Below are 12,153 nucleotides of genomic sequence, written 5' to 3'. Positions count from 1 at the left end.
CAGGGCATGAACCCCGAGGGACAGGGACCCGCACAGGGACAGGAAAACGGTCACTGGTTCGACGACGACGCCGGACCGGTGGTCCGCCCGTATGCCATGACCCGCGGGCGCACCAGTCACGCCGGCCAGCACCGCCTCGATCTGATCGCACTGGTGCTCGCGGAGCCCGACGCCGACGACGCCGGGGCGGAGTCGCTGTCCCCGGAGCACATGGAGATCGTCGCGCTGTGCCGCGACACCCCCCAGTCGGTCGCGGAACTCGCCGCCGGGCTCGACCTGCCGATCGGGGTCGTACGGGTCCTGATCGGCGACCTCGTGGACGAGGGCCTCGTCCACGTGTCACGGCCCGTCCCGGCGGCAGAGCTGGTTGACGAAAGCATTCTGCGCGACGTGATCAACGGCCTGAGGGCGCTGTGAGGCGCGCACAGGCCGTCGTCCAGGGGCCCGCGTCGTCCAGTGCCCCGTCGTCCAGTGCCCCGTCGTTACCGATCGAACGAGCAGGAGAGACAAGCGATGAAGCCCGGGCGTCCTGAACGCGGTACGCCGCCGGTCGACCCCGTCACGCTCAAGATCCTCGTGGCCGGCGGCTTCGGGGCGGGCAAGACCACCCTGGTCGGCGCGGTCAGCGAGATCAGACCGCTGCGCACCGAGGAATTTCTCACCGAGGCGGGCCGCCCCGTCGACGACCTGCGCGGCGTGGAGGGCAAGAACACCACCACCGTCGCCATGGACTTCGGCCGCATCACGCTCCGCGAGAACCTGGTGCTGTACCTGTTCGGTACGCCGGGGCAGGACCGCTTCTGGTTCCTCTGGGACGAGCTCGCCACCGGCGCGCTGGGCGCGGTCGTCCTCGCCGACACCCGCCGTCTGGAGGACTGCTTCGCCGCGGTCGACTACTTCGAGCGGCGCTCCATCCCCTTCGTCGTGGGCGTCAACTGCTTCGACGGGGCCGCCCGCTATCCGGCCCAGACCGTGCGGCAGGCACTCGACCTCGACCCCGCGGTGCCCGTGGTGCTGTGCGACGCCAGGGAGCGGGAGTCGGTCAAGGAGGTCCTCGTGGAGGTCGTGGCGCACGCGATGGCGCAGGCCGCGAACCGCCGCCGGGCGGTCACCGTCTGAGGCGGTCACCGTCCGGGACCCCGGGCAGGGGGCGGTTCCACGGCTGCCCCGTGCCCGCGTGCCCGCCGCCTGGGGTCAGCCCCCGCCGCCCCGCTCCTCCCAGCCGAAGCTCTTCTCCACCGCCCTGCGCCAGTTGCGGTACTCGCGGTCCCGCACCGACTCCTCCATGCTCGGCGTCCACTCGGCGTCCTTGGCCCAGTGAGTCTTGAGCTCGTCCAGGCCGTTCCACACCCCGGTCGCCAGCCCGGCCGCGTACGCGGCGCCCAGACAGGTCGTCTCGGAGATTCTGGGGCGGATCACGGGCACGTCGAGCACGTCCGCCTGGTGCTGCATGAGCAGGTTGTTGGCGGTCATGCCGCCGTCCACCTTCAGGGTGTTGATCCGCACCCCGGAGTCCTGGTACATCGCGTCCACGACCTCGCGGGTCTGCCAGCTCGTCGCCTCCAGGACCGCCCGCGCGAGGTGCGCCTTGGTCACGTAGCGGGTCAGTCCGGTGACCACTCCGCGTGCGTCCGAACGCCAGTACGGGGCGAACAGGCCGGAGAACGCGGGCACGATGTACGCGCCGCCGTTGTCCTCCACGCTCGCCGCGAGCGACTCGATCTCGTCGGCACTGCGGATGATCCCGAGCTGGTCGCGGAACCACTGCACCAGCGCGCCGGTGATCGCGATGGACCCCTCCAGACAGTAGACGGGTGCCTCGTCGCCGATCTTGTACCCCATGGTGGTCAACAGGCCGTTCTTCGACGGCACGGGCCGCTCACCGGTATTGAGCAGCAGGAAGCTGCCGGTGCCGTACGTGTTCTTGGCGCTGCCGACGTCGTAGCAGGCCTGACCGAAGACGGCGGCCTGCTGGTCGCCCAGCGCCGAGGCGACCGGGACGCCGGCGAGCTGGCCCACCGCGGTGCCGTACACCTCTGAGGAGGACCGGATCTCCGGGAGCATCGCCTCGGGCACGTTCATGGCGGCACAGATCGCGGGGTCCCACTGGAGGGTCCGCAGGTCCATCAGCATGGTGCGGCAGGCGTTGGTGACGTCGGTGACGTGCCGTCCGCCGTCGGGGCCGCCGGTGAGGTTCCAGATCAGCCAGGAGTCCATGGTCCCGAACGCGATCTCGCCCCGCTCGGCCCGGGCCCGCAGTCCCGGCACGTTGTCGAGCAGCCAGGCCGCCTTGGGGCCGGAGAAGTAGCTGGCCAGGGGGAGCCCGGTCTGCTCGCGGAACCGGTCCTGCCCGTCCGCGCCGCCCAGTTCGTCGCAGAGCGCGGCGGTCCGGGTGTCCTGCCAGACGATCGCGTTGTGCACCGGTTTCCCGGTGGCGCGGTCCCAGAGCAGCGTCGTCTCGCGCTGATTGGTGATGCCGAGGGCACTGAGCTGGTCGGCGCGCAGGCCCGCCTTGGCGAGCGCGCCCGCCACCACGGCCTGCACCTTGGACCAGATCTCGGTGGCGTCGTGCTCCACCCAGCCGGGCCGGGGAAAGATCTGACGGTGCTCGCGCTGATCGACGGCGACGATCGCACCGTCACCGTCGAAGACGATGCAGCGGCTCGACGTCGTGCCCTGGTCGATCGCGGCGACGTACGTGTGGGCGGTGTCCGGCATGACTTACCCCTTGGTCGCTCGGTTCGGGAGATGCGAAAGATGCGGGTCCGAGGTCGCGCGGCGGGCCGACTGCCTTCCGGAAGTGTTCACCGGTGCTCCTGGGGCGTCAAGGCGATGGACGAGAACGACGGAACGGTCGAACGCATCGCGCGAAAGCGGGTGAAAACGCACATGACCATTCTGGGGTCGTCGCCCGTGATTCCGCCCCTCGCGCCGGCCGCGCCCCACGACGCGCGGCGGCACGGCGTCGGCGGCCCGGCACCCCGGCGGCCCGGCGGGACGCGGATTTTCGGCCTCCGCCGAAACCATCGGCACGCGGGAGAACCATGCGCGCCCCGGCGGCGTCCGAGATAGCGCGAGGGATGGCCGGGACCGACGGGGGTGGTTCCGGCCATCCCTTCGCCGTCCGCCCGCCCGGGCCCGGAGATCTGGTAGACGCAGGGTGCATGACACCTCTCCCGCGTACGGTCCGCGCCCTCGTGACCGCCGCCCTGACCGCGCTGCTGACCCTCGGCACCACCACCGCCCCCGCCCGGGCGACCCCCGAACCCCAGGCCCCGGCCGACTTCGTCGCATTGGACAGCGTCGACCCGACGATCCTCGAGGAGATCCGCTACGCCGCCCCGCACAACTTCGTCGGCGAGCCGATCGACGGCTACCGGCAGCCCCTGTGCCTCCTCACCCGTCCCGCCGCCGAAGCCCTGCACCGCGCCCAGAACCGCCTGCGCCGACAGGGCTATACGCTCAAGGTGTACGACTGCTACCGGCCGCAGCGGGCCGTGGACCACTTCGTCCGCTGGGCGAAGGACCTCGACGACCAGCGGATGAAGGCGGAGTTCTACCCCCAGGTCGACAAATCGAGACTGTTCCTGGACGGCTACATCGCCGAGAAGTCCGGCCACAGCCGCGGCTCCACCATGGACCTCACTCTCGTGGAACTCCCGGCGAAGCCGACGCGCCCCTATGTGCCCGGAGAGCCCCTGGTGCCCTGCTACGCCCCCAAGGGGGAGCGCTTCCCCGACAACTCCGTGGACATGGGCACCGGCTACGACTGCTTCGACACCCTCGCCCACACCGACGACCCCCGTGTCACCGGCGCCCCGCGTGCCCGCCGCCAGTTGCTGAAGAGCACCCTGGAGGGCCTCGGCTTCGTCAACCTCGCCGAGGAGTGGTGGCACTACACGTACCAGCCGGAGCCGTACCCCGACACCTACTTCGACTTCCCGGTCTCCCGCGCCTCCCTTCCCGGACCGCGCTGAGCCACGGCCCTCCGGACGCCCCGGCCGAGATCGGGGCGTCCGGACCGCGCACGCCGAACCGCGGACGTCCGAACGCAGTCGTCCGGACCGCTGACGTCCGCCCGGTGATCGGCTACAGTCCGCGGCGTGTCCGCATCCCACCGCCCGTCCGTCGCCCCGGTACCGGACTCCCACTGCGCGAGCTGCGGCACGGCCTACCCGGAGGGCCTCCCCGGACGGCCGCGCACCTGCGCCGCCTGCGGCACCGTGGCGTACCGCAACCCGCTGCCCGTCGCGGTGGCGCTCCAGCCCGCGTACGACACCCGGGGCACCGGCCTGGTCGTCATCACCCGCACCATCCCGCCGGCCCGGGGCGGCACCGCCCTGCCCGGCGGCTTCGTCGACCACAGGGAGGACTGGCGGCACGCCGTCGTCCGGGAGCTCAAGGAGGAGACCGGCATCGAGGCGGCCGAGCGCGAGGTGCGGCTCGCCGACGCGATGAGCTCACCCGACGGCCACCTGCTGCTCTTCGGGCTCCTGCCCGAACGCCCGGCCGCCGACCTGCCGTCCTTCACCCGCACCGACGAGACGGAGGGCCGGCAACTCCTGCGCCGCCCGACCGAACTGGCGTTCCCGCTGCATACCCTGGCCGCCCGTGCCTGGTTCGAGGGCCGCTACATCTGACCCGGCCCGAGCGCTGAGAACCGGTACGCCGAACCGCCCCGCCCCGTCATGAACCGAACAACCCCCGCACCCGCACCGGATACGGCGGTTCCCCCTCCGCCCCATGCGGCCGTACGACGACCCGCCCGCCCTGCCGCCGTGCCACGTACCGCTCGATCACCGTCGCGTCCCGGCCGTCATCAGCGTCCCGGCAGTCACTCACATCCCGGCCCTCACCCAGATCCCGCGCGACCACACCGCCCCCGGTCCGCCCGCGCCCCGGCGCCCAGACCTCCAGCTCCACACCCCCGTCCGCGCCCCGCACCGGCAGCACCGCGCCCGCGCGCGCCAGCACGGGGATCCGCGACAGGGGAGCCTCCACCACGGCCCTCCCCGGCCCCTCGTACGCCCGCCCCGTCGCCGTGTCGTACCAGCGCCCCCGGGGCAGCCGCACCGTACGCCGGTCCCGGCCGGGCTCCAGCACCGGCGCCACCAGGAGACAGTCACCGAGCAGGAACGCGTCCTCGCAGTCGCGCAGTTCCCGGTCCTGCGGCGCGCCCCACCACAGGGGGCGCACGTACGGGGCACCGGTACGGCGGGAAAGGTGCGCCAGCGTCATGAAGTACGGCAGCAGCCGACGGCGTTCGAGCAGCGCCGCGCGCACGTGCTCCCGCACCGCCGCCCCCCGCTCCCACGGCTCGCCCCCCGCTCCGGAGCGCGTGCGGAACAGTGGCAGGTACGCGTGGAGCTGCAGCCGGCGCAGGGACAGCTCGGGGGACGGGTCGCCGGCGTGACCGCCCGCGTCCGGCCCGGCATACGGCACCCCGGACAGTCCGAGCCCCAGCACCAGCGACAACGACGCCCGCAGCCCGGGCCAGCCGGCCGGTACCTCGCCGGCCCAGACGCCCCCGTGGCGCTGCGACCCCGCCCAGCCCGACCGCGACACCACGAAGGGCCGCTCCCCGGGCGCCAGCGTCCGCAACGACTCGTGGGCCGCCCGCGCCATGCACAGTGCGTACACGTTGTGGGCCTCCCGGTGGTCGCCGCCGCGGCCCTCCAGCGCGTGCCGGGCCGACCGGGGCAACGTGTTGTCCCCGAAGGCCGCGAACGCCACCGGCTCGTCCATCTCGTGCCAGAACCCCGTGAAACCCTCCCCGAGGCGCTCCTCGTAGTGCGCGCCCCACCACGCACGCACCCGCGCGTCCGTGAAGTCCGGGTACACCGCCGTCCCGGACCGCGCGAGCCCCTCCACGCGCCGCCCCGAGGCGCCCCGCACGAACACGTCCTCGGCACCGCCGCCGTCGAAGACCGCGTACCCCGGCTCGGCCCGCACCGCGGGGTCGACGAAGGACACCAGGCGGATGCCGTCCCGGCGCAGCTCCTCGGCCAGCACCGGCAGCTTCGGGAACCGCTTCCGGTCGACGGTGAACACCCGGTTCCGGTCGGCGTGCCCGACGCCGAGGTGCACGGCGTCCAGCGGCAGACCGTGCCCCTGGTACTCCGCCACGAGCCGCCGCACCTCCTGTTCGTCGCCGCGGTCGTCGGGCGCGAGCTGGTGCCCCAGCGCCCAGGCCGGCGGCAGCGCCGACCCGCCCGTGAGCGACGCCCAGACGCGCAGCACGCGTTCGGGGGAGCCCACCACCACCCAGCAGCGCAGAGGGCCCCCCTCCATGCGCAGCTCGCAGGTCGCGGGCCGGTCGTGCCCCGAACCGGCACCCTCCGCGCCCTCCGCCAGCGTCACCACCCCGTCCCAGGGCGAGTCGTGGAAGACCAGATGCGTGCCCGCGTCGGCCACCACGAGCTGCACCGGCATCGCCAGGTAGGGCCCCTCGTCACCGGGCAGGAGCCGCCGCCCCGGCCCCGTGTTCCACAGCCGGTACGTCCCGCCCCGCAGCCGGGGCCCGTCCGCCCTTGCCCCGAGCCCGAAGAACCGGGCGTCCGGCGCCGTCTCCGCGCGCTGCGTCCAGCGCGCCGGACCGCCGCCGACCGGCTCCCACCAGCGGGGCGGCAGGTCCCGCCGCAGCGTCACCCCGCCCGGCGTGCACACCTCGACGGCACCGGTGCGCGACACCACGACCGTGACCCGCTCCGCCACCACCCGCCAGCCGCCGTCCTTGTCCGGCTCGAGCACCGCCCTCGGATCCGGCTCGGGACAGCCTCCCGCCAGCGCGTACGACGGCTCCGGGCCGACCCCGTCCCAGCCCCAGAACACCGCCCCGTCCCGCGCCACCGCCACCCGCAGCTCCGAACGCGCGAACCGGATCACCCCGCCCCCGGGACCCGGCTCCGCCTCCCGCACCGCACCCGGCACCCGGGCCCGCTCCGCCCCCCGCGGCGGCAGCCCGACGGCGTCCGCACGTCTCCTCGACCACGCCGCCCGCACCGTACGCAACCCCTGCGCCGCACCCCCCGAACCGAACACCCTCACCGAACGCACCAGGTCACGACCGTCCATGCTGCTCACCCTGCCATCACCGGCGCCGCACATCGAAGTCGTTCAACTGCCGTTCACCAGCAGGGGAGTCACATGTTCACGTGGCCGACGGTCCGAGGCGCACCCTGATGCGCGTCCGAGGCGCACCCTGGTGCGGAAGTCGATCACATGGCATCGTCCCTGTCACCGCGTGCCGCGCACCCCACCCGTGCACGACCGCGCACACGACGCGCACAGCCCGGGAGCCGCCCCATGACCTCAGCGCACCCCTCGCCGCTCTGGCGGCCCGACGAGGACCGCATCGAACAGGCCCGCATCACCGCCTTCCAGTCCTGGGCGGCCACCCACCACCGGGCGCCCGCCGACGGCGGCTACCCAGCCCTGCACCGCTGGTCCGTGGCCGAACCCGAGACCTTCTGGAAGGCCGTCACCGAGTGGTTCGACGTACGGTTCAGCACGCCCTACGCGCGCGTGCTGGGCGACCGCGCCATGCCCGGCGCCCAGTGGTTCCCCGGAGCCCGGCTGAACTACGCCGAGCACGCCCTGCGCGCCGCCGCCACCCGCCCGGACGAACCGGCCGTCCTCGCCGTCGACGAGAGCCATGAGCCCCGCCCGGTCACCTGGGCCGAACTGCGCCGCCAGGTCGGCTCCCTCGCCGCCGAACTCCGCGCCCTCGGCGTACGCCCCGGCGACCGCGTCAGCGGCTACCTGCCCAACATCCCGCAGGCCGCCGTCGCCCTCCTCGCCAGCGCCGCCGTCGGCGCCGTCTGGACCTCCTGCGCTCCCGACTTCGGCGCCCGCAGCGTCCTGGACCGCTTCCAGCAGGTCGAACCCGTCGTCCTGTTCACCGTCGACGGCTACCGCTACGGCGGCAAGGAGCACGACCGCCGGGACACCGTGGCCGAACTCCGCCGCGAGCTGCCCACCCTGCGCGCCGTCGTCCACATCCCGCTCCTCGGCACGGACACACCCGAGGGCGCCCTCGACTGGACGGCCCTGACCGCCGCCGACGTGGAACCGGAATTCGAACAGGTCCCCTTCGACCACCCCCTGTGGGTGCTCTACTCCTCGGGCACCACCGGACTGCCCAAGGCGATCGTCCAGTCCCAGGGCGGCATCCTGGTCGAACACCTCAAACAACTCGGCCTGCACTGCGACCTCGGCCCCGAGGACGTCTTCTTCTGGTACACGTCCACCGGCTGGATGATGTGGAACTTCCTCGTCTCCGGCCTGCTCACCGGCACCACGATCGTCATGTACGACGGCAGTCCCGGACACCCCGCCATCGACGCCCAGTGGCAGATCGCCGCGCGCACCGGCGCCACCCTGTACGGCACCTCCGCCGCCTACGTCATGGCCTGCCGCAAGGCCGGCGCCCACCCCGCGCGCGACCACGACCTCTCCCGCGTCAAGTGCGTCGCCACCACCGGCTCGCCCCTGCCGCCGGACGGCTTCCGCTGGCTCCACGACGAGTTCGCCGACCGCGGCGCCGACCTGTGGATCGCCTCCGTCAGCGGCGGCACCGACGTCTGCTCCTGCTTCGCCGGGGCCGTCCCCACACTGCCGGTGTACATCGGCGAACTCCAGGCCCCCTGCCTCGGGACCGACCTGCGCTCCTGGGACCCGAACGGCGAACCCCTGGTCGACGAGGTCGGCGAGCTCGTCGTCACCAACCCGATGCCCTCCATGCCCATCCGCTTCTGGAACGACCCCGACGGCAGCCGCTACCACGACAGCTACTTCTCCGTCTACCCCGGCGTCTGGCGCCACGGCGACTGGATCACGCTCACCTCCCGGGGCTCCGTGATCATCCACGGACGCTCCGACTCCACGCTCAACCGCCAGGGCGTCCGCATGGGCTCGGCCGACATCTACGAAGTGGTCGAACGCCTCCCGGAGATCCGGGAGTCCCTCGTCCTCGGCATCGAACAGCCCGACGGCGGCTACTGGATGCCCCTCTTCGTCCACCTCGCCCCGGGTGCGGTGCTCGACGAACACCTGCTCGACCGCATCAAGAAGGCCATCCGGGAACAGCTCTCACCGCGCCACGTGCCCGACGAGGTCATCGAGGTCCCCGGCGTCCCGCACACCCTCACCGGCAAGCGCATCGAAGTCCCGGTCAAACGCCTCCTCCAGGGCACCCCGCTGGACAAGGCGGTCAATCCCGGCTCGATCGACAACCTCGACCTGCTGCACTTCTACGAGGAACTGGCCCGCAAGCGCGCCTGACGCCCCCCCGGACAGCCCCGACCGGACGGCCGCAGTACCGCGGCCGTCCGCCCCCCACATGCCCCGACCTGCGTGAACGTCCCAGCCGACGGGCATTGTCAGTGCCGCCCATTACTGTGAGTGAGCATTGATCGACCATGCTCACGGTGCGCCACTCCGGCGCGCCGTACCGCGCACCACAGGGGGACATCATGGGGGACACCCGCAGCGAGACCATGCGACGCGTCCTGCGCCGCGAGATCGCCGGAACCATCGGCCTGCTCGCCGACGAGCAGGACTTCGGCGCGATGCGCCGCTACCGCACCTTCGCCTTCGACGACCACACCACCTACCTCCAGCAGGCGGAGATCCTGCTCCGCACCCTCGCCGACCAGGGCAGCCACACCACCGTCGCCCTCTTCGACCCCGAGGACTACGCCGAATACTGCGCCGAACTCGGCCTCGACCCCGACGCCCCGGCCAGCCGCACCCGCTTCACCGCCCGGCTCGCCCTGACCGGCCCCGCCGTCCCCTACGAGGGCCAACCTCTGTCCGACCTCGTCCCGCACCTCGTCGACGAGGCCGTACGCCAAGCCACCTGGGAGTACGCCGCCACCACCCTGGCCGCCCTCGGCCCCTGCGCCGACTGCGGCGAGGACATCGGACGCGCCGCCCTCGCCCACGCCTCCGCCCTGCTCACCCGCATCCTCGCCACCCCGGCCGCCGGCGAACGCCACCTCGTCTGCAGCGTCGCCACCCGTCCCGAACCCCTCCTCGCCGTCCTCCGCACCGACGAGGGTCCCGGCGGCGACCCTCTGCCGGACGACACCGAGGCCCTGGAATTCACCACCGTGCTCGCCCTCGGCATCGCCACCGGGAGCCCCGGCGGCCTCGTCGTACGAGGCAGCACCCCGGACGGACCCGACAGGGTCCACGGCTGGCGCCTGCGCGCCGGCGGCCTGACGCCGCTGACCGCCGCGGAGGTCTTCGACGCCTACTGCACCGACGCCGCCTCCGGCGACCTCCTCTCCCCGGAGCCCGGCGTCGACTACTGCGCACCACCCGACCTCGGCGACACCGGCTGGCCCGGCCACCCGCACTGACCCGCCGCCCCCGCACGCGCGAGGGGCGCCCCACCCTTGGGTGAAGCGCCCCTCGACTCCGCACGGCCACGCCGTGCCGCCATGCCTACTCGCCCGACAGCACCGCCCGGGCGGCCTCACGCGCCTCCTCGGCGCTGTCCGCCGCCCGCGCCGCCGACGCCGCACGCTCGCACTGGGCCAGCGTGTGCTTCGACAACGCCGCCCGCACATAGGGAAGCGACGCCGCACCCATCGACAAGGAGGTGACGCCCAGACCGGTCAGCACACACGCCAGCAGCGGATCGGAGGCGGCCTCACCGCAGACGCCGCAGCTCCTGCCCTCTGCCCGGGCCGCCTCGGCCGCCAGCGCGACCAGGTCGAGCAGCGCGGGCTGCCACGGGTCCTGCAAACGGGAGACGGCACCCACCTGCCGGTCGGCCGCGAACGTGTACTGCGCCAGGTCGTTCGTGCCCAGCGAGAGGAACTCGACCTCCTGGAGGATCGACCGCGCCCGCAGCGCGGCCGACGGGATCTCGACCATCGCCCCGAACTTGGCCCGCAGACCGGCGTCCCGACAGGCGTCGGCGAACGCCTTGGCGTCGGCGCGGTCCGCGACCATCGGTGCCATGACCTCGAGATGCACCGGCAGGCCCTCGGCCGCCTTGGCCAGCGCGGTGAGCTGGGTGCGCAGCACCTCGGGGTGGTCCAGCAGGGTGCGCAGGCCCCGCACGCCCAGCGCGGGGTTCGGCTCGTCCGCCGGGGTCAGGAAGTCCAACGGCTTGTCGGCACCGGCATCCAGCACCCGCACCACGACCCGGCCCTCAGGGAAGGCCTCCAGTACCTGACGGTAGGCCTCCACCTGCTTCTCCTCGGACGGCGCGTTCTCGCTGTCGTCCAGGAAGAGGAACTCGGTACGGAACAGTCCGACACCCTCGGCCCCGGCCTCCACCGCCGCCGGCACATCCGCGGGCCCGCCCACATTGGCGAGCAGCGGCACCTTGTGGCCGTCGGAGGTGGCACCCGGCCCGGTCGAGGCGGACAGCGCCGCCCGCCGCTCGGCCGCCGTGGCCTCCAATTGCGCCTTCTTCTCCTCGCCCGGCTCGACGAAGATCTCACCGGTGCTGCCGTCCACGGCGATCATCGTGCCCTCGGCGAGCTCGCCCGCGCCCGGCAGCGCCACCACGGCGGGCACTCCCAGCGCACGCGCCAGAATGGCACTGTGGCTGGTCGGCCCGCCCTCCTCGGTGACAAAACCGAGAACCAGCGAGGGGTCGAGCAGCGCGGTGTCGGCAGGCGCCAGATCCCGCGCGATCAGCACATACGGCTGGTCACTGTCCGGAACACCCGGCATCGGCACACCCAGCAGTCGCGCGACGATCCGGTTCCGCACGTCGTCGAGGTCGGCGACCCGGCCCGCCAGGTACTCACCCGCACCGGCGAGCAGCGCACGGTACGAGGCGAAGGCGTCGTAGACGGCCCGTTCGGCCGTGCTGCCCACGGCGATCCTGCGCTCCACGTCGGCCATCAGCTCGGGGTCCTGCGCCATCATGGCCTGCGCCTCCAGCACGGCCTGCGCGTCGCCTCCCGCCAGATTGCCGCGCGCGTTGAGATCCGCCGCGACGGCCTCCACGGCCTGACGGGCGCGCCCCTGCTCGCGCTCCGCCTCTTCCACCGGTATCTGCTTGGCAGGCGGCTCCAGCACCGCCGTGCCCATATGCCGTACCTCGCCGATCGCCACCCCGTGGCTCACACCGACGCCTCGCAGCGTTGTCTCCATCTCACCCGTCTCCGCTCGTGCGGCGGGTCCACC

General features: G+C 73.1%; 9 protein-coding genes. 6 read left to right on the top strand and 3 right to left on the bottom strand.

The features are described 5' to 3' along the window. Nucleotides 1–6 precede the first annotated feature (6 nt). Together QFZ64_RS06600 and QFZ64_RS06595 are read left to right on the top strand one after the other, a co-directional pair. On the top strand, nucleotides 7–417 hold the full coding sequence (locus QFZ64_RS06600; RefSeq protein ID WP_307063296.1) for a DUF742 domain-containing protein: 411 nt from the start codon (nucleotides 7–9) through the stop codon (nucleotides 415–417). Nucleotides 418–513: 96 nt separating this feature from the next. After that, nucleotides 514–1,119, top strand: coding sequence for an ATP/GTP-binding protein (locus QFZ64_RS06595; RefSeq protein ID WP_307063294.1), 606 nt, complete (start codon nucleotides 514–516; stop codon nucleotides 1,117–1,119). A 75-nt stretch (nucleotides 1,120–1,194) separates the two neighbouring features. Here QFZ64_RS06595 and glpK read toward each other — a convergent pair whose 3' ends face one another. Beyond that, the gene (gene glpK, locus QFZ64_RS06590) at nucleotides 1,195–2,718 is read right to left on the bottom strand and encodes a glycerol kinase GlpK (RefSeq protein WP_307063293.1); all 1,524 of its coding nucleotides are present in this window, start codon (nucleotides 2,716–2,718) and stop codon (nucleotides 1,195–1,197) included. A 446-nt stretch (nucleotides 2,719–3,164) separates the two neighbouring features. Between glpK and QFZ64_RS06585 the strand changes: the two genes are divergently transcribed. After that, on the top strand, nucleotides 3,165–3,977 hold the full coding sequence (locus tag QFZ64_RS06585) for a M15 family metallopeptidase (RefSeq protein ID WP_307063291.1): 813 nt from the start codon (nucleotides 3,165–3,167) through the stop codon (nucleotides 3,975–3,977). Between the two features lie 126 nt (nucleotides 3,978–4,103). Then, on the top strand, nucleotides 4,104–4,640 hold the full coding sequence (locus QFZ64_RS06580; protein WP_307063289.1) for an NUDIX domain-containing protein: 537 nt from the start codon (nucleotides 4,104–4,106) through the stop codon (nucleotides 4,638–4,640). Between the two features lie 46 nt (nucleotides 4,641–4,686). On the opposite strand, the gene QFZ64_RS06575 is transcribed toward QFZ64_RS06580, so the two are convergent. Further along, complete coding sequence (locus QFZ64_RS06575) at nucleotides 4,687–7,074, bottom strand: glycoside hydrolase family 31 protein (RefSeq protein ID WP_307063287.1); 2,388 nt, start codon at nucleotides 7,072–7,074, stop codon at nucleotides 4,687–4,689. A gap of 231 nt (nucleotides 7,075–7,305) precedes the next feature. Here QFZ64_RS06575 and QFZ64_RS06570 point away from each other — a divergent pair, with 231 nt between their 5' ends. Together QFZ64_RS06570 and QFZ64_RS06565 are read left to right on the top strand one after the other, a co-directional pair. Next, nucleotides 7,306–9,282, top strand: coding sequence for an acetoacetate--CoA ligase (locus QFZ64_RS06570; RefSeq protein ID WP_307063285.1), 1,977 nt, complete (start codon nucleotides 7,306–7,308; stop codon nucleotides 9,280–9,282). 191 nt (nucleotides 9,283–9,473) lie between these two features. Further along, nucleotides 9,474–10,364, top strand: a complete 891-nt coding sequence (locus tag QFZ64_RS06565) for a hypothetical protein (protein ID WP_307071602.1) — start codon at nucleotides 9,474–9,476, stop codon at nucleotides 10,362–10,364. Between the two features lie 85 nt (nucleotides 10,365–10,449). Here QFZ64_RS06565 and ptsP read toward each other — a convergent pair whose 3' ends face one another. Further along, entirely contained in the window at nucleotides 10,450–12,120 is a 1,671-nt protein-coding gene (ptsP, locus tag QFZ64_RS06560) for a phosphoenolpyruvate--protein phosphotransferase (protein WP_307063284.1), read from the bottom strand. Nucleotides 12,121–12,153 lie beyond the last annotated feature (33 nt).

Source organism: Streptomyces sp. B3I8 (genome assembly GCF_030816915.1).
Lineage (GTDB): Bacteria > Actinomycetota > Actinomycetes > Streptomycetales > Streptomycetaceae > Streptomyces.
The sequence above is the reverse complement of the archived record's forward strand: the minus strand, read 5'-3'. Positions and strand labels throughout refer to the sequence as shown.

Bases quoted from the DNA above. Each gene is read 5' to 3' on its own strand.
- QFZ64_RS06595 (WP_307063294.1), top strand. From the start codon at position 514: ATGAAGCCCGGGCGTCCTGAACGCGGTACGCCGCCGGTCGACCCCGTC.
- QFZ64_RS06575 (WP_307063287.1), bottom strand. From the start codon at position 7,074: ATGGACGGTCGTGACCTGGTGCGTTCGGTGAGGGTGTTCGGTTCGGGG.
- QFZ64_RS06585 (WP_307063291.1), top strand. From the start codon at position 3,165: ATGACACCTCTCCCGCGTACGGTCCGCGCCCTCGTGACCGCCGCCCTG.
- glpK (WP_307063293.1), bottom strand. From the start codon at position 2,718: ATGCCGGACACCGCCCACACGTACGTCGCCGCGATCGACCAGGGCACG.
- QFZ64_RS06565 (WP_307071602.1), top strand. From the start codon at position 9,474: ATGGGGGACACCCGCAGCGAGACCATGCGACGCGTCCTGCGCCGCGAG.
- QFZ64_RS06570 (WP_307063285.1), top strand. From the start codon at position 7,306: ATGACCTCAGCGCACCCCTCGCCGCTCTGGCGGCCCGACGAGGACCGC.
- QFZ64_RS06600 (WP_307063296.1), top strand. From the start codon at position 7: ATGAACCCCGAGGGACAGGGACCCGCACAGGGACAGGAAAACGGTCAC.
- ptsP (WP_307063284.1), bottom strand. From the start codon at position 12,120: ATGGAGACAACGCTGCGAGGCGTCGGTGTGAGCCACGGGGTGGCGATC.